Raw genomic sequence first — 17481 nt, forward strand, 5'->3', positions numbered from 1 at the left:
CATGCAAGAAACCTCTATCAAGCGCGCCGGCGCCTCCGCCGCCGCGTCCGCAGCGCCCGCTGCCACTGTGCCGGCCACCGCTTCGGCCTCCGCCCGCAAACTGTACATCCGCACGTTCGGCTGCCAGATGAACGAGTACGACTCGGACAAAATGGCCGACGTACTGCGCGGCGACCAGGGCCTCGAACTGACCGACAACCCCGAAGACGCCGACGTCATCCTGTTCAACACCTGTTCGGTGCGCGAGAAGGCCCAGGAAAAGGTCTTTTCCGACCTGGGCCGCGTGCAGCACCTGAAAAAACTCAACCCCGACCTCGTCATCGGGGTGGGCGGCTGCGTGGCCAGCCAGGAAGGCGAGGCCATCGTCAAGCGTGCGCCCTATGTCGACGTGGTGTTCGGCCCGCAAACGTTGCACCGCCTGCCCGAGCTCATCCGCCGCCGCCGCGCCTCGGGCGCCTCGCAGGTCGACATCAGCTTTCCCGAGATCGAGAAATTCGACGCCCTGCCCCCGCCGCGCATTGAAGGCGCCACGGCGTTCGTGTCCATCATGGAAGGCTGCAGCAAGTACTGCAGCTTCTGCGTGGTGCCGTACACGCGTGGCGAGGAAGTCTCGCGCCCGTTCGACGACGTGCTGGTCGAGGTCGCCGATCTGGCCGACCAGGGCGTGAAAGAAGTCACGCTGCTGGGGCAGAACGTCAATGCCTACCGCGGCCCCATGGGCGACACCGGCGAAATCGCCGATTTCGCCACCCTGCTCGAATACGTGCACGAAATCCCCGGCATTGAGCGCATCCGGTACACCACGTCGCACCCCAAGGAAATGACCCAGCGCATGGTCGACGCCTACGCCAACCTGCCCAAGCTGGTGTCGTTCCTGCACCTGCCGGTGCAGGCCGGCAGCGACCGCGTGCTGGCGGCCATGAAGCGCGGCTACACCACCCTGGAATTCAAGTCCGTGGTGCGGCGCCTGCGCGCCGCGCGTCCCGGGCTGACGCTGTCGTCCGATTTCATCGTGGGCTTTCCCGGCGAAACCGAAGAAGATTTCGACAAGACCATGAAGCTGATCGAAGACGTGGGTTTCGATACCTCGTTCTCGTTCATCTATTCGCGCCGCCCCGGCACGCCAGCGGCCGACCTGGTCGACGACACGCCGCAAGAAGTCAAGCTGCGCCGCCTGCAGCAGTTGCAGGCCCTCATCAACGCCCAGGCCGCCGCCATCGCCCAGGCCATGGTCGGCACCCGCCAGCGCCTGCTGGTCGAAGGCCCCTCGCGGCGCGATCCCAACGAACTCATGGGCCGCACCGAAAACAACCGCATCGTCAACTTCCCCGCCCCGGCGCGGCTGATCGGGCAGATGGTCGACGTGATCATCACCGACGCCTATCCCAATTCGCTGCGCGCCCGGGTGGCCGACGTCGACGGTCTCGCACAAGGCAACGCATGACCGCACCCCGCAGCCGTTCCCGCCGCAGCATGCCCACCATCGTCACCCTCGAGGGCGACAACACCCACTTGGCCAACCTGTGCGGCCCGCTGGACGAAAACCTGCGCCAGCTGGCCGACGGCATGGGCGTGACCCTGGCGCGGCGCGGCAGCCGCGTCACGCTGGAAGGCGAGCGCTCCGAACTGGCCGGCCGGGCCTTGCGGCGCTTTCACGAGCAGGCCGTGCACCGCGCCCTGTCGGTCGACGACATCCAGCTCGGGCTGGTCGAAATGGGCGTGGGTCGCAGCGAGGCCGCCCCGGCCGACGCGCGCGGCATCGACCCGGCCAGCCTGCCGGCGGCCGACGGCGAAGACGGCATCGTGCTGCGCACCCGGCGCAGCGACCTGCGCCCCCGCACGCCGCGCCAGCGCGACTACCTGAACAACATCCTCAAGCACGACATCACCTTCGGCATCGGTCCGGCCGGCACCGGCAAGACCTGGCTGGCGGTGGCCTGCGCCATCGACGCCATGGAACGCGACTCGGTGCAGCGCCTGGTGCTCACGCGGCCCGCCGTCGAGGCCGGCGAGCGCCTGGGCTTTCTGCCGGGCGACCTGGCGCAGAAGGTCGACCCCTACCTGCGGCCGCTCTACGACGCCCTGTACGACCTGATGGGCTTCGACAAAGTGCAGCGCCTGTTCGAAAAGCAGACCATCGAGATCGCGCCGCTGGCCTACATGCGCGGGCGCACCCTGAACCATGCCTTCGTGATCCTGGACGAAGCCCAGAACACCACGCCGGAACAGATGAAAATGTTCCTGACCCGCATCGGCTTCGGCAGCAAGGCCGTCATCACCGGCGACCCGTCGCAGGTCGACCTGCCGCGCGGCCAGCAAAGCGGGCTGGCGCACGCGGTGCGCGTGCTCGAAGACGTGCAGGGCATTGCCACCACGCGCTTCACCAGCCGCGACGTGGTGCGCCATCCGCTGGTGGCGCGCATCGTCGACGCCTACGACCGGGCCGCCGAAGATGAATCCTGAACTGTCGCTGTCGGTACAGTACGGCGTGGCCGAGCCGCGCCTGCCGCGCTGGCGGCTGCGGCGCTGGGCGCAGCGGGCGCTTGACGGCGCCGCGCGCGACGGCCTGGCCGAATGCGCGCGCGCCGAGCTCAGCCTGCGCCTGGTGGGGCAGGCCGAAGGCCGCCGCCTGAACCACGCCTATCGCGAACGCGACTACGCCACCAATGTGCTCACGTTCGAATACGGCACCGACCCGCTGGGCACCGCCCGCGGCGACATCGTCATCTGCGTGCCGGTGCTGGCGCGCGAGGCCCGCGAACAGGGCAAGACCCTGCTCGACCACGCCGCGCACCTGACCGTGCACGGCGTGCTGCATGCGCTGGGCTACGATCACATTAAGGCGCGCGACGCGCGCCGCATGGAAGCCCTGGAAACCGCCATTCTGACCGGCATGCGCATTGCCGATCCGTACGCCTGACCCGGCCCGCGCGGCGCCGTGGTAACAATTCGCAGCCGATATTCGGTTATGCTGGCCTCTTCACAACTTGTCCGTCCGGACGATGTCTGACCCCTACCCTGCCAACGACGCGAACACCAATCGCGCCCGGAAACCCACCAAATCCCTGCTAGACCGCATGCTGGCCCTCGTACGGCGCGAGCCCGAGGACCGCGAAGGCATCAAGGCCGTACTCGACGCCGCCCACGACCGCGCCCTGCTCGACGTCGAATCCTACGGCATGATCAAAGGCGCGCTCGCCATGTCCGAGCGCAGCGTCGCCGACATCATGGTGCCGCGCTCGCGCATGGACCTGCTCGACGTGTCGCAGCCGCTGCCGCAGCAGCTGGCGTTCATCATCGAGACCGCGCACTCGCGCTTTCCGGTCTACGAAGACGACCGCGACAACATCATCGGCATCCTGCTGGCCAAAGACCTGCTGCGCGGCATGCTTGAGCCCGGCATCGAACTGCGGTCGCTGATCCGCCCGGCCGTGTTCATTCCCGAAGCCAAGCGCCTGAACGTGCTGCTGCGCGACTTCCGCGCCAGCCACAACCACCTGGCCATCGTCATCGATGAGCACGGCGGCATTTCCGGGCTGGTCACCATGGAAGACGTGCTCGAACAGATCGTCGGCGACATCGAAGACGAATTCGACGACGACGACGAGCAAAGCATCTTCCCCGAAGGCGACAACCAATGGCGCCTGATGGCCAGCACCGAGATCAGCCACTTCAACGAGGCCTTTTCCACCGATCTGCCCGACGATGAATACGACAGCGTGGGCGGTTGGCTGGGCGGCCAGCTGGGCCGCATTCCGCGGCGCGGCGACAGCGCCGCGCACGGCGACCTGCTGATCGAAGTCATCCGCGCCGATGCGCGCCGCGCGCTGTGGCTGCGCGCCAAGCGCACGTCCGACGCGGCCAAGCCCGGATCCGACCCGGCCGCCTCCGGCTCATGAGCCGCGGCCGCATCCCGCGCTGGGCAGCCCTGGGCCTGCTGGCCGCGGGCGCGGCGCACGCCCTTGCTTTCGCTCCCGGCCCCCTGCCGTCCTGGGCCCTGGCGCCGGTGCAGATCATCGCGCTGGCCTGCGCCGCCCACGCCACCCTGCAGGCCCCCCGCCTGGGCCAGGCCCTGCTGCGCGGCTGGCTGTTCAATTTCGCCAGCTATTCGCTGGGGTTGTACTGGATCTTCATCAGCCTGCACCGCTATGGCGGCCTGGCCGCGCCGCTGGCGGTGGCCGGCGTGCTGGCGCTGTCGGGCTTCCTGGCGCTGTTTCCCGCCGCCGCGTGCATGCTGGCGCGCTGGCTGTGCCCGCCGCCCGCCCAGGGCGAACCCGACCCTTCCCCAACGCGCCGCCTGCTGGTGGCGGCCATGGCCTGGGCCGCCGCCTGGGCCCTGCTGGAATGGCTGCGCGCCACCGTGCTCACCGGCTTTCCGTGGCTGAACATCGGCTATGCCCACGTCGACAGCCCGCTGGCCGGCTGGGCCCCCGTGCTGGGCGTGCACGGCATGGCGCTGCTGGCGGCTTTCGCGGCCGCCGCGCTGGCGGGCCTGTGGCAAGCCGTGCGCGCCGGCGGCCCCGCCCGGCAGGTCGACGCGCGCCGCGCGCTGGCTTGCGCGCTGGCCCTGCTGCTCGTCGCGGCAGGCTGGCCGCTGCATGGCATTGCCTGGTCGCGGCCCACCGGCGCGCCACTGCAGGCGCGGCTGGTGCAAGGCAATGTCGAACAATCGCAGAAATTCGACCCTGCCCTGATGGAACTGGGCCTGCGCCGGCACCTGGAACTGGCCAGCCTGCCGGCCCCGCCGGCCGACCTGATCATCCTGCCCGAGACCGTGCTGCCGGTCTTCCAAGACCTGCTCGATCCGCGCGTATGGGAAGCCTGGCGCGCCGTCGCCGCGCGCAACCAGGCCACCGTCGCCATGGGCGTGCCGCTGCGCAGCCCCGGCGCCGACGGGCAAACCCGCTACACCAACAGCGTCATCGGCTTCGACGCCACCACGCCGCTGGCGCAATTGCGCAGCGGCGTCACCGCGCTGCGCTACGACAAGCGCCACCTGGTGCCCTGGGGCGAATATGTGCCGCCGGGCTTTCGCTGGTTCGTCGACATGCTCAGCATTCCCCTGGGCGATTTCGACCGCGGCGAGCGCCGCCAGGCGCCGTTCCACATCGGCGACCAGTACGTGGCCTTCAACATCTGCTACGAAGACCTGTTCGGCATCGAACTACTGCCCGCCCTGCAACCCGGCCCTAATGGCGAGCCGGGCGCCACCATCCTGGCCAACGTCAGCAACCTGGGATGGTTCGGCGACACCTGGGCGCTGCGCCAGCACCTGCAGATCGGGCGGCTGCGCACGCTGGAAACCGCCCGGCCGATGCTGGCCGCCACCAACACCGGCATCACCGCCGCCATCGACGCACGCGGCCGCGTCGCCGCGCAACTGCCCGCCCATCAGCCCGGCATTCTGCCGGTGTCGGTACAGGGCATGACGGGCCTCACGCCCTATGCGCGCTTCGGCGATACGCCCGTGCTGGCGCTGATCGCGCTGGCGCTGGTGGCCGCCGCGGCGCTGGGGCGGCGCAAACGTTAAGCGCATGCCGAGTGGTTTTTTTGCCTCGACTTGCACACCAAAAAAAACTCGTGCATAATCTCGTTTCTTCGCCAACGGCACTAAACAAAACCGGCAAGAACGGTGTCAAAAACACCGCTAACTGCAGGCATTGTTCAGGAAAACGGGGGTATAGCTCAGCTGGGAGAGCGCTTGCATGGCATGCAAGAGGTCAGCGGTTCGATCCCGCTTACCTCCACCAGTCCAAGGCGAAGCAGCAGTAAAGTAGTACGGCAAGTCCAAGTCCCCTTCGTCTAGAGGCCTAGGACATCACCCTTTCACGGTGAGTACAGGGGTTCGAATCCCCTAGGGGACGCCAGCTTTTCTGGCAAGCAGTACAAGTAGTACACCGCTGCGGAGCGGTAGTTCAGTTGGTTAGAATACCGGCCTGTCACGCCGGGGGTCGCGGGTTCGAGTCCCGTCCGCTCCGCCAAAGAATTCAAGAAAAAAAGCACTTACACCACGTAGGTGCTTTTTTTTTTCGTCCCAGCTTTGTTTATTTCTGCCGTTGCCTCGTCAGGCAGGATTGCCGAACTCTTGCGCGTATAGCTCGCGCACCCAGTCCACGAACACGCGCACCCTGGGCGACAGCTGGCGATGAAACGGATATAGCGCGCTGATGGGCAAGGTGGGGCACTGCCATTCGGGCAAGACCTGCACCAGCCGGCCGGCCTGCAAGGCCGGCTCGAGCCGGAAACGCGGCACCTGGATCAGCCCGCAGCCGGCCAGCGCCGCGCTGGTATAGCATTCCGCGTCGCTGACGGAGATCCAGCCGCTGGCCTTGAACTGCTGTACCGTTCCATCGACGATCACCGAAAACGGGTAGCGATGGCTGCTGCCGCGAGAGAAGAAACCCACCGCCTGGTGCTGCTCGAGGTCGCCCGGGTGCTGCGGTGTTCCGTGCCGCTTCAGGTATTCCGGGCTGGCGCAGATGATTTCCGGCAGATCCGCCAGTTTCCTGGCAACCAGGGACGAGTCGCGCGGCTGGCCTGCCCGCACCACGCAATCGATGCCTTCCTTGACCAGGTCGACCAGCCGGTCGCCGCTGCTGAGAATGACATCGATATTCGGATAGCGCTCTCGGAACTCGTTGATGTGCGGCAGCAGAATCATCGAGGCATGCACGCCGTGCACGTCGAGCCGCAGCGTGCCGTGCGGGTTGGCCACATGGGTGCTGAGCGATGCTTCGGCATCTTCGAGGTCGGCCAGGACGCGCCTGCTGCGCTCATAAAAGGCCTGGCCGTCCAGCGTGGGCTTTACCTGTCGCGTGGTGCGATCGAGCAGGCGCGTGCCCAGCCGGCTTTCCATCTGCTTAATTGCATGTGTGGCCGTCGCGCGAGGCAGGTTGAGCAGTTCGGCGGCTTCGGTAAAGCTGCCGAGCTCAACGATGCGATTGAACAGTTGCAATGCCAGAAAGCGGTCCATGGCGATTCGATAGGGTTAGCGCGGCGGCGGATGCCGCGCTGCAAGCATCATACTGATATACCGAGCCTCCGATCCACGGCCCAGGCTCCGCCGCCACGCGCCGCCATGTAAAGCGCCAGGCACAACATCAGCACCGGAAACTCGATGCCGCGGTCGATCCACGGCCAGGTGGGGCCCAGCACATAGCAGATGCCCGCCATCTGGACAGCGATGGCCAGGGCGACCGGGCGTGTCCAGAAGCCGACGGCCAGCATGATGCCGCCAAGCGTTTCGAGCAGCATGACGAGAAACGCCAGCTGGGGCGCGAAGGGCAGCCCCATGACATTCTGGATCAGGTTGATGGACCCGCCCATGGGGTCGGCCATGGAGCCGTGCGATGTGCCCAGGGCCTTGGGCAGGCCGTGGGTGACCATGATGATGCCAAACATCAGACGCAGCAGCCCGTACAAGACAGGCTCGGCCCGCGCGTATAGCGGCCCCAGCGCGGGGACCAGCAGGCGCTCGGAACCTGTGGCAGAGTTGCCGGCAGACTTTCCCGGGGGCTGGCAGATGTTCATATCGGTCGTCCTGAAGAAAGAGTGAAGGAAAGGGGGAAGTGAGCGCCTTGCGCAGCCGCCCGCGAAGCGGCGCGCTCAGGCGGCCGCCTTGGCGCGAATGCGCGCTTGCAGCGCGTGGGCAAGAAATGCGGCCGTTGCCCCCAGGGTTGCCGCCACGGCCAGCAAGGCGAATTTCGACACCGAGGGCGGCTGGTGGTACGCGAAGTACGCCACCAGGCCCAGGAAGAAGCCAAGCAAGTTGTTGAACACCGGCGCCTTCGCCAACGACAGGACCGCGCCGGTAATGACGAAGACCACCGCGCTTACGGCATACTCGCCCAGCAGGGGCGTCAGCACGGCCAAGGCGTGCGCGGCGCCCATGCCCAGCACGAGCCCGATCAATACGCAGGCCAGGTTGATCGCGCCCTGCTTCAAGTTGACCAGCCCTCGGGTAAAGAACGATATCCAGCCCACGAACATGGCCCAGACCGGCGCCTCGAGCAAGACTGCGCTGAACGTTGCCGCCGATGATGCGATCACGGCTTCGCCGACCACCACCTTCATATGAGTCAATGCGGGATTACGGACCATGGGTTTCTCCGTGGGAACAGGTTTTTCTTTCGCTCAGGCGAATCCGCCATTGGCGCGCAGCACCTGGGCGTTCACCCAATCGCCATCGGCGCCCAGCAAAAACGACACGACTCGGGCAATGTCTTCGGGTTGCCCCAGGCGTTCCAGCGGCACCATTTTTGCCAGTTGCTCGACCTGTTCCTCTGTCTTGCCCGCCAGGAACAGTTCGGTGGCCACCGGCCCCGGCGCCACGGCGTTGACCGTGATGTTCCGGCCGCGCACTTCGTTGGCGAGCACGCGCACCAGCCCTTCCACGCCGGCCTTGGACGCGATGTACGCGCCGTACTGGGGAAAAGACTTGGCGATCACGCTGCTCGACACCGCCACGATGCGCCCGCCGGCCTGCAGGTGCCGGGCGGCATGGCCCAGCACCAGGAAGGCGCCCCGCAGGTTGGTGGCGATGGTGCGGTCGAAGGCGTCGATGCTTTCGGGTGCAATCGGCGCCATCGGCATGATGCCGGCGCTGTGGACCACCGCCGTGATGGCTCCGCAAGCATCCAGGGCCGTGGCAAACAGACGCTGCACGTCTTCGACCTTGGCAACATCCGCCTGGATGGCCAAGGCCTGACCGCCCGCGGCATGGATGGCGGCAACGACTTCGTCGGCCTTGGCCGCGTTGCCCGAATAATTGACGACGACCTTGAAGCCGTCGGTGGCCAGCCGCAAGGCGATGGCGCGACCGATGCCCCGGGATGCCCCGGTGACGATCGCGGTGCGGGCGGAGGACGATGCGGCAGAAGTATTGCTGGTATTCATGATGGTTCCGGCGAGTAGTTCGAGTACATGGATGGCATGATTGCATCTGCCATCCGATCAATAAATGTCCGAAATTTGGCTTGTTAATTCAAAAATTCTCAACAATCAGGGCAGATCAAGCGCGAGCTGATTTACAAATTGATTCAAAAAACAGCGCGCTCGCGCTGCGCGAAGATATGGCCCGGTTAACGGCACTGTCGCCCCAAAAAGCATAAAAAACCGCACATCTTCGCAAAACAATCAGGCAATTACCCCTCTTTTTTCGTGGTTGCCTTTTTCCTGCCGGGGTTTCTACGATCCGCCGCTGCGGGCAGCCATGCCACATCGACTCAGCGGAGGATCGCCATGCACATCTCGACCATTCCCGTTTCCGACATCGCCAAACCCAACGCGCCTGCTGCCGGGGCCTGGCAGGCGGATGACGTCCTGGCGCTTTACGAGCTGCCGTTCATGGATCTGCTGTACCGCGCCCAGCAAGTCCACAGGCAGCATTTCGACGCCAGCGCGATCCAGCTCTCCAGCCTGCTGTCCATCAAGACCGGCGGCTGCCCGGAAGACTGCGCGTATTGCCCGCAGTCGGCGCACTACGACACGGGTCTGGCGGCCGACAAGCTGATGCCGCTGGAAGACGTGTTGCAAGCCGCCCGCGCCGCCCAGGCCGGCGGCGCGCAGCGTTTCTGCATGGGCGCGGCCTGGCGCAGCCCCAAGCCGCACCACCTGGACGAAGTCGCCGAGATGATCCGCGCGGTGAAGGCGCTGGGCCTGGAAACCTGCGTAACGCTGGGCATGCTGCGCGACGGGCAGGCCGAGCAGTTGAAAGAAGCCGGACTCGACTACTACAACCACAATCTCGACACCTCGCCCGAGTTCTACGGCAGCATCATCTCCACCCGCACCTACCAGGACCGCCTGGATACGCTGGCGCGCGTGCGCGATGCCGGACTTAACGTGTGCTGCGGGGGCATCGTCGGCATGGGCGAATCGCGCCGCGAGCGCGCGGGCCTGATCGCGCAGCTGGCCAGCCTGGACCCTTACCCCGAATCCGTGCCGATCAACAACCTGGTGCAGGTGGAAGGCACGCCGTTGGCCGGCACCGAAGCGCTGGACCCCTTCGAATTCGTGCGCACCATCGCGGTGGCCCGCATCGTCATGCCGCTGGCGCGGGTGCGCCTGTCGGCGGGCCGTGAAACCATGAGCGACACGCTGCAGGCGCTGTGTTTCCTGGCGGGCGCCAATTCGCTGTTCTGCGGCGACGTGCTGCTGACCACCGGCAACCCGCAAGTCGAGGCAGATCAACGCCTGCTGGAGCGCCTGGGCATGCACGCGGAAGGCGCCCTGCCCGCTCTGCCGCAGGCGACGCCGGCATGATCCCGCTGACTCCCGGCCTGCTGTACCTGCTGGCCAGCGTGGCATGCAGCGTCACCGTGGCGGTGCTGCTGAAACTGGCGCGCCGGCACGACATCGACGTGGCGCAGGCCATTGCCGCCAACTACGCGGTGACCGCGGCGCTCAGCTGGCTGATGCTGCAGCCGTCCGCCGTCCAGCTGCAGTCGGCCGGGCAGGCCTGGGGCCTGCTGCTGGCGCTGGGCGTGCTGCTGCCCAGCGGCTTCATGGCGATGGCGCAATCGGTGCGCCACGCCGGCATCGTGCGTAGCGACGCGGCGCAGCGGCTGTCGCTGTTCCTGCCTTTGCTGGCGGCCTTCCTGTTGTTCGGCGAGTCGATCACCGCGCGCAAGGCGGGCGCCATCGCGCTGGCCTTCACGGCATTGTTCTGCGTGCTGCGCCGGCGCGCGCCGGCCGGTAGCCAAGCCGGAGGCCGGAACGCCTGGCTGTGGCCGCTGGGGGTCTGGGCCGCCTATGGCGTGGTGGATATCCTGTTCAAGCAGGTAGCCAAGGCCGGCGCCGCGTTCTCGGGCGCGCTGCTGATCGCCTTCGCCCTGGCCGGCGTGTTCACGGCGGCCTGCCTGTTCTTGCGGCGCACCGCCTGGCAGCCGCGCCATTTGCTGGCCGGCGTGGCGCTGGGCGTGGCGAACTTCGGCAACATCGTCACCTACATCCGCGCGCACCAGGCTCTGCCAGACAACCCGGCGCTGGTGTTTTCGGCGATGAACATGGGGGTTATCGCGCTGGGCACGGTCGTGGGCGCGCTGGCCTTTCGCGAACCGCTCAGCCGCGTGAACCTGCTGGGGCTGGTGCTGGCGGTCGCGGCGATTCTGCTGATGATGCCCTGAAAACCGGCATCAAGTGCCGGTGCGCGCCGGCGATGCGGCGCCGCCGCCACTCGATGCGGCATCGCCGCCTTCGGGCGACGCTTCGCCGGACGCCTCGCCCGCCGTTGCACCGGACGCTGGTTCGGTACCTGGCTCGATCCGTTGTTCGGCCGTTTCGCCGCCCGCCTCGGCCGGGGGCTCGGGCGCCTGCACCACGCCCGGCTCGGGCGAGGCCATTTCCATGGTGACGTCCACCTCCGGGTCGACGCGCGGGTCCAGCGCGGCGGCGGCCGGGGAACTTTGCAGGTTGTCGGGCAGCGGCACGAAATGCACGGGCGCCTCGTCGACCTGGTGCGCCCCCGTCACGCGAGCCGGCCGCACCTGCCACACCAGGATCAGCGCGCATACCGACACGAACACGTAGTACATGCTGGGGCCGGCAACGGACATCAGCACGCCCGCCACCATGGGCCCCAGGCAGGCGCCCACGCCGTAGGTCATGAGCAGAATGGCGCTAAGCCCCACGCGCCGCTCGGGCTCGACGTGGTCGTTGGCGAACGCGGCGCCCAGCGGATACAGGGTGAACTGCAGTACGCCGAACACGCACGACATCAGCACCAGCAGCCAGAACGGCAGATCGAGCCAGCCCCACATCACCACCGGCAGCAGCGTCAGCAGGAAGGCGTTGAAGCGGATCAGGCCGGCGCGGTTGATGCGGTCGGACAGCCAGCCCATCGGCCACTGTGACAACAGCCCCGCCGTGACGCCGGCCGCCACGAACACCGCGGCCTGCGAGGTCGTCATGCCGAACTTGGCGGCGTAGACCGGCGCCAGGCCATAGAACGCGCCCGACAGGTTGCCCGCCACGAACAACACGGTCATGGACAACGGCACGCGCTGGAAGAAAAAACGCAGATCGAGCGGCGCGGGCAGCGGTGTGGGCGGGTGGGAACGCGCGGTAACGGCAATGGGCACCAGGCACAGCACCAGGCAGCCGGCCACCAGGATCAGGGGCTGCTGGTCCAGCGCGGCATAGGCGGTCAGCGCCAACTGGCCCAGCACCGTGCCCAGGCCGGACACCACCATATATACAGAGAACACGCGGCCGCGCTGGTGGTTTTCGGTTTGCTCGTTCAGCCAGCTTTCGATGACCATCAGTTCGGTCACCATGACCACACCGGCCACCAGGCGGAACAGCAGCCACACCGGCATGTAGTCGACCAGGATCTGGGCCAGGATCATGCTGGTGGAAATGGCGGCGCAGGCCACGAAGGCGCGAATGTGGCCCACGCGGATGATCAGCTTGTGGCCCATGCGGGCGCCGCAGACCAGCCCTAGGTAATAGCCGGCGATCAGCGCGCCGACCCAGATCTCGCTGACCGATTCGGCGGTCAGCCGCAGCCCCATGTACGTATTGAACAGGCCGGTGCCAATCAGCATCAGCAGTGTCGCCAGGTACAGCGACGAAAAGGAGGAAATCGTGGTTAGCATGGGAATGCACAGGGTGCCGCCGGGGCGGCGGCGCCGCGGGGCGCACGGTGCGCCTCGCGGTACATGACAACAATACGCTATATCTGCGACAACAGGGTGGCGGCGTCGCTGACTTCGAACTTGCCGGGCGCTTCGATGTTCAATTGCTTGACCACGCCGTCTTGCAGCAGGGCCGAATAGCGCTGCGAACGCACGCCCATGCCGCGCGCGTCCAGGTCCAGCTCCAGGCCCAGGGCGCGGGTCCAGTGGGCCGAGCCGTCGGCCAGCATGCGCACCTTGCCGGCGGTTTGCTGCTCGCGGCCCCAGGCGCCCATCACGAAGGCGTCGTTGACGGACACGCACCAGATTTCGTCCACGCCCTTGTCTTTCAGGGCCTGGGCCTGCTGGACATAGCCCGGCAGGTGCTTGGCGGAGCAGGTGGGCGTGAAGGCGCCGGGCACGGCGAACACGGCGATGGTCTTGCCCTTGACCAGGTCGGCCACCTGGAAATTGTTGGGGCCCAGCGAGCAGCCGCCGCTTTCGGTTTCAAAGAATTCGGTCAGGGTACCGTCGGGCACGCGATCGCCGACTTTGATGGTCATGGGTTCTCTCCAGGTACAGGCAAGTTCCGGACGGGAATCGCCCGGCAAACCGCCATCATAGTGCCACTCCGGCGCTTCGGGTAAGCAGCCCGACGCCGCCGCGTCGGCGGGAAAGAATCGTGCACAGACTGATACGACTCCACACCGGGCGGGCGCCCTGCGCGCGCGCCGGGCTTGCCATAATGGAAGCCATGCGCAATTTCCTGACCACCGCCATCGCACTGGCCGTGGGCGTGGCCGGCGCCGCCCCGGCCTGGGCCCAGGACCAGGCGGAATTCGACCAGTTAGTCGTCACCTCCGGCGCCACCAACGGCGCCGCGCAAGCCTGCGGCGCCTCGCCGCCCGACCTGGCGCGGCACCAGGCCACGGCGCGCTCCAACCTGCGGCGCTACGCCGACGAGTTCGGCTACCGCGTCGACCGCTACGACGCCCTGTTCGGGCAGGGCCGCCGCGAAGGCGAAAAAATGATGGTGGACATGCGCGAGTCGGGGGTGGACGGCTGCCCCGGCATGCTGGGCAGCTTCCAGCACGAGCGCGACATTGGCTACGACGAAATGAAGCAGGGCATCGCCGAAGTCACCGACGGCCTGCCCGAGCCGCGGGAAAAATAGCCGCCGGGCCGCACGCGCGGCCCGCGCTTACTTCAAGGCAAAATCCACGCGCGAAGGCGTTGCGTCGCCCTCGCCCGCGGCGCCGTCCAGGCTGGAAGCCACGATGAAAATACGGTCGGCCGGGCCGGTTTCCTGCAGCTTTTCGTAAACGGCCTGGGCTCGCGCATCGGCCAGCTTGCGCAGGTCGTCGTCGTTGATCGGCGCGGCCTCGCGCAGCAGGGCTTCCATCTGGTTGGCCGGCACCGACTTGGCGAAACCTATGAAATTGCGCGGCTTGTTCTCGATGTCGGTGTCGTCGTAAACCTCTTCGAGGTATTCGGCGCGCTCGGCCGCCGATACTTCGACGGTGGCCGGATCGGGATGCTTGCCGCGGCTGCCGGTATCGGCGGCCTTGGCCTTGCGGATCTGCAAATCGACCCACGCCTGGCGCAGGCCCTCGGCATCGGTGGCCGGATCGGCGCGCCCGATGATGTCCAGCTTCAGGCCTGGACGGTCGTTCAGCGCCTTGGCCAGCGTGGCGATGCGCTGGGCGGCGTCGGCGGCCAGAATGGCGCTGCCGGGCTCGAAGTTGATGTACGACAGTTCTTCGCCGCCGCCGAAGGCCGAAGCCAGCAGCGAAAACGGCGAGGTCACGGCCTTGACCACCAGGTTGACCAGCACCCGCACGATGATGCCGCCCACCGAGAACTGCGGGTCGTCCAGCGAGCCCGAGATAGGCAGGTTGATGTCGATATTGCCGCTGCTGTCTTTCAGCAGGGCCACCGCCAGCATCACGGGCAGCTTGGTGGCATCGGGGCTGTCGGTCTTTTCGCCGAAGGTGAGCTGGTTGAGCACCACGTGGTTGCTGGCCTGCAGGGCGCGGTCTTTCAGCTTGTATTCGAGGTCGAGCGAGAGCTTGCCGCGCTTGATGGGATAACCGACGTATTTGGACGAATAGGTGGTAAAGCGAGGCAGGTCGACACCCTTGGCCGAGGCCTTCAGGTCCAGCGACAGGAATTCGGCGAACGGCTGCACGCTGCCGCTGATCGACAGCGGCGCGGTGCCGTACACGCGGCCGGTGACCTTGACCTTGGCGGGCTTGGGGTTGCGCGACGACACGGCCGACAGGCCGCCCTCGATGCGCGACAGCTCGGCCGTGTAGTTCGGCTTGACGAAGCGGTCGGTGAAGGTCATGCGCCCGTTCTTCAGCGTGACGCTGGCCACGGAGATGTCGGGCAACTGGCCCGCGGTATCGGGCTGGCGCGCGGGGCGGCCGCGGGTCTGGGTGTCTTGCGTGATCGAGCCGCCGGCCTGGCCGGGTTCGGCGACCAGATCCATGACATTGAGCCGGCCTTCGGCGCTGAGCAGGATGCGGCCGTAAAAATCGTCCAGCGTGATGTCGCCCAGGTTGGCGGCGTACTTGTCGCCATCGACCGAGACCTGCATGCCGGCCAGGCCCAGGCGCTTCCATTTGAGGAAGTCGTCGCGATTGACGCGGTCGGCCAGGTCGAGGCCCGTGACGTCGACCGCGCCCTGCCAACGCGCCTTCATGGGAGCGCTGCCCGCCGCGGCCGAGAATGCCGCCTGCCCGCGCGCGCCCACCGCGACGGCGCGCACCGTGGCGTTCAGGCTGGACGCGACATACGGCGCCAACGATGCCAGATCCAGGTTCTGCAGGTCGACGCTGGTTTGCAGCGCCAGGGGCTGCGCCGTCAGCTGGCCTTGCAAGCCCAGCTGGCCGTCGCCCTGGATGCCGGACGCCTGCAGCGTGAACGGCGAAGGCTGGCTGTCGAGCGCCAGGCGGTCGGCCGCCACCGTCAGTTGCCCCAGCGCCAGGTTCACGGCCGGCTTGACCGATTCGTCGCGCGCGGCGAACCCGGAGAGATCCAGCTTGACCCCGGTGGCCGACACCTGGGTCGCGCCGCCTTGTTCGGCCAGTTTCACCTGGCCTTCCAGCCCCAGCCGGCCGTCCTGCAACTGAATGGGCGCCTGGCTGCGCACCGCGGCGGCGAACGGCGCCAGCCCCAGGTGGCCGACACGCAGGTCCAGGTCCAGGGCCAGGGGGCTGAGCTGCAGCGGGCCCTTGGCGCGAATCCAGCCGCCATCGGCCGGGTTGTCCATGTTGAGCCAGAGCAGGATGGGCTGGTCGGGCGGCTGCGGGAACTGCACGTTTTCCGCGGTGGCGGCCAGGCCGGCCAGGGTGTAGTCGAGCCCGGTGGGCGCATCGCGCAAGCGCAGCCCGGCGTCATTGATGTTGATGGCATCGACCGAAACCCGCCACCCGTCGGGCTCGGCCGGCGCGGGCGGCGTGGTCGCATTGGCCTGCGCCGCGCCATCGTCGGCGGGGCCGGGTTCGGCCGGATTCGCTTTAGAAGCCGGTGTCGCTTCGGCAGTTTTCGCTTCGGCAGTTTTCGCTTCGGCCGGCTTCACTTCAGCCGGCTTCACTTCAGCCGGTTTTGCATCCGCCGTCTCCGCCGCGGCTGGCGCCTTGTCCGCGCTGGCCGTGCCGGCGGGCTCGCCCGCGCCCAGCGCCTTGAGCTGGTCGATGACGTGCAGCCAATTGACGCGCTGGCTGGCGTCGCGCCGGGTTTGCGCCATGGGCGACCACAGCTCGACCTGGCCTATGGACAATTGGCGGGCGATGAGGTCGAGCGCGATGCGGCGCACGTTCAGCGTGCTCCATTGCAGCAGCGATTCGCCCGAGGTTTCGCGCAGGTCGAGCTGGCGCAGGCCCAGATCGCCCACGACCCGGATCGTGGGCGCGGCGTCGCGCGGCTGCTCGAACACCACGCGCAAGTCGGAATCGAGCAGGGCGCGCTCGACCTTGATGGGCAGCGGCATCGGCCAGGCGTCGGCCCAGTTTTCGAGCGCCAGCCCGGTGAATTTCACGTTCAGCGTCGAGGCCGGCACCTCGTCGAACGGACGCGCCACGCCATCGAGATCGAATGGGCTGCCGTTGATGCGCATGTGCACGCTGGGCTGCACGTCGATGTCGGTGGCGTAGCCGAAGGTGGAAATGAACGGCACGCCCAGCGCGATCTCGTCGACCTGCTGCTTGCGGCCCGTAACGCGATCGTCGAGGGTGATGGCGCCGTCTTCCAGCACCAGGTTGTTCAGCGAGAAGCGCGGCAGACCGCCGTCGTCGGGCTGTGCGGGCTCGGGCTGCGCGGCGGCCATGTCGGCCAGCTTCTGCTGGATGTCGGAAAAATTGAAGCGCGTGACGTCTTCGCGCACCAGCGCGATGCGCGGGCGCTCGACCCGCACCGAGTCGACCACCGGGGCGAACCAGAACAGCGACATCCAGGATGCGCTGACATCCAGTTGACCGATATCAACCAATGGGGAGTCTGCGCCCGGCTGCTCGATGGCGAGATCGTGGGCCCGGACGGTGAGCGTGAAGGGGTTGAAGCTGATGTCGCCGACCCGCACCGGCCTGCCCAGCAGGCCGGCCACGTCGTCGGTGAGCGCGCTGCGCAGCACCTTGGGCACTTGCCACGCGGCCACGCCGAACAAAATAAGAATGACAGCCACCGTGGCCAGAAGGATCTTTCCGAAACGCCGAGTGAATCTCAACCTGGGCATCCTGAAGGCCATGCGTGATCTCCTGGTACGGGCATGGGGATTATCGCGCCTGCGGCACAGCTCGTCTATCATAGGGTGCGGGCGCCGCCACAAAGGCCCAAACCGGCCCGTTCTTTCAATACTTAACATTTA

15 protein-coding genes and 3 tRNA genes are annotated in these 17481 nt (G+C 67.1%); 11 read left to right on the forward strand and 7 right to left on the reverse strand.

Going from position 1 to position 17481, the window contains the following annotated elements; translation table 11 throughout:
- The first annotated feature begins 1 nt into the window (after position 1).
- From miaB to BPET_RS18580, 8 genes are all read left to right on the forward strand, one after another.
- Complete coding sequence (miaB, locus tag BPET_RS18545; RefSeq protein ID WP_041863071.1) at positions 2–1444, forward strand: tRNA (N6-isopentenyl adenosine(37)-C2)-methylthiotransferase MiaB; 1443 nt, start codon at positions 2–4, stop codon at positions 1442–1444.
- Positions 1441–2463, forward strand: coding sequence for a PhoH family protein (locus tag BPET_RS18550; protein ID WP_012250554.1), 1023 nt, complete (start codon positions 1441–1443; stop codon positions 2461–2463). The genes miaB and BPET_RS18550 overlap by 4 nt, the downstream gene beginning before the upstream one ends.
- The gene (ybeY, locus tag BPET_RS18555) at positions 2453–2920 is read left to right on the forward strand and encodes an rRNA maturation RNase YbeY (protein ID WP_012250555.1); all 468 of its coding nucleotides are present in this window, start codon (positions 2453–2455) and stop codon (positions 2918–2920) included. Before BPET_RS18550 ends, ybeY begins: the two co-directional genes overlap by 11 nt.
- Before the next feature lie 82 nt (positions 2921–3002).
- Positions 3003–3899, forward strand: coding sequence for an HlyC/CorC family transporter (locus BPET_RS18560; protein ID WP_012250556.1), 897 nt, complete (start codon positions 3003–3005; stop codon positions 3897–3899).
- A complete protein-coding gene (gene lnt / locus BPET_RS18565; RefSeq protein WP_012250557.1) occupies positions 3896–5530 on the forward strand; it encodes an apolipoprotein N-acyltransferase in 1635 nt (544 codons plus the stop codon). Before BPET_RS18560 ends, lnt begins: the two co-directional genes overlap by 4 nt.
- A gap of 144 nt (positions 5531–5674) precedes the next feature.
- Positions 5675–5750: transfer RNA gene (locus tag BPET_RS18570), tRNA-Ala, on the forward strand.
- A 41-nt stretch (positions 5751–5791) separates the two neighbouring features.
- Positions 5792–5867 (forward strand) — tRNA-Glu (locus BPET_RS18575).
- A 37-nt stretch (positions 5868–5904) separates the two neighbouring features.
- Positions 5905–5981, forward strand: a tRNA-Asp gene (locus BPET_RS18580).
- An 83-nt stretch (positions 5982–6064) separates the two neighbouring features.
- Here BPET_RS18580 and BPET_RS18585 read toward each other — a convergent pair.
- The 4 genes from BPET_RS18585 to BPET_RS18600 all read right to left on the reverse strand — a co-directional run bounded on the left by BPET_RS18585 (position 6065) and on the right by BPET_RS18600 (position 8895).
- Positions 6065–6973, reverse strand: coding sequence for a LysR family transcriptional regulator (locus BPET_RS18585; protein WP_012250558.1), 909 nt, complete (start codon positions 6971–6973; stop codon positions 6065–6067).
- A 47-nt stretch (positions 6974–7020) separates the two neighbouring features.
- On the reverse strand, positions 7021–7530 hold the full coding sequence (locus BPET_RS18590) for a DoxX family protein (RefSeq protein ID WP_012250559.1): 510 nt from the start codon (positions 7528–7530) through the stop codon (positions 7021–7023).
- Positions 7531–7605: 75 nt separating this feature from the next.
- The gene (locus BPET_RS18595; protein WP_012250560.1) at positions 7606–8100 is read right to left on the reverse strand and encodes a DUF1097 domain-containing protein; all 495 of its coding nucleotides are present in this window, start codon (positions 8098–8100) and stop codon (positions 7606–7608) included.
- A 33-nt stretch (positions 8101–8133) separates the two neighbouring features.
- Positions 8134–8895, reverse strand: a complete 762-nt coding sequence (locus BPET_RS18600; protein ID WP_012250561.1) for an SDR family oxidoreductase — start codon at positions 8893–8895, stop codon at positions 8134–8136.
- Between the two features lie 345 nt (positions 8896–9240).
- On the opposite strand from BPET_RS18600, the gene bioB reads away from it, so the two are divergent.
- Together bioB and BPET_RS18610 are read left to right on the forward strand one after the other, a co-directional pair.
- Entirely contained in the window at positions 9241–10263 is a 1023-nt protein-coding gene (gene bioB, locus BPET_RS18605) for a biotin synthase BioB (protein ID WP_012250562.1), read from the forward strand.
- 5 nt (positions 10264–10268) lie between these two features.
- The gene (locus tag BPET_RS18610; RefSeq protein WP_041864173.1) at positions 10269–11126 is read left to right on the forward strand and encodes an EamA family transporter; all 858 of its coding nucleotides are present in this window, start codon (positions 10269–10271) and stop codon (positions 11124–11126) included.
- Between the two features lie 9 nt (positions 11127–11135).
- Here BPET_RS18610 and BPET_RS18615 read toward each other — a convergent pair whose 3' ends face one another.
- Positions 11136–12596, reverse strand: coding sequence for an MFS transporter (locus BPET_RS18615; RefSeq protein ID WP_012250564.1), 1461 nt, complete (start codon positions 12594–12596; stop codon positions 11136–11138).
- Positions 12597–12673: 77 nt separating this feature from the next.
- Entirely contained in the window at positions 12674–13177 is a 504-nt protein-coding gene (locus BPET_RS18620) for a peroxiredoxin (RefSeq protein WP_012250565.1), read from the reverse strand.
- A 182-nt stretch (positions 13178–13359) separates the two neighbouring features.
- On the opposite strand from BPET_RS18620, the gene BPET_RS18625 reads away from it, so the two are divergent.
- Positions 13360–13788 (forward strand): hypothetical protein, encoded by a 429-nt coding sequence (locus BPET_RS18625; RefSeq protein ID WP_012250566.1) that lies wholly within the window; start codon positions 13360–13362, stop codon positions 13786–13788.
- Between the two features lie 27 nt (positions 13789–13815).
- Here BPET_RS18625 and BPET_RS18630 read toward each other — a convergent pair whose 3' ends face one another.
- Positions 13816–17361, reverse strand: coding sequence for a DUF748 domain-containing protein (locus tag BPET_RS18630; protein ID WP_012250567.1), 3546 nt, complete (start codon positions 17359–17361; stop codon positions 13816–13818).
- Positions 17362–17481: the final 120 nt, after the last annotated feature.

This window comes from Bordetella petrii, from assembly GCF_000067205.1.
Taxonomy (GTDB): domain Bacteria; phylum Pseudomonadota; class Gammaproteobacteria; order Burkholderiales; family Burkholderiaceae_B; genus Bordetella_A; species Bordetella_A petrii.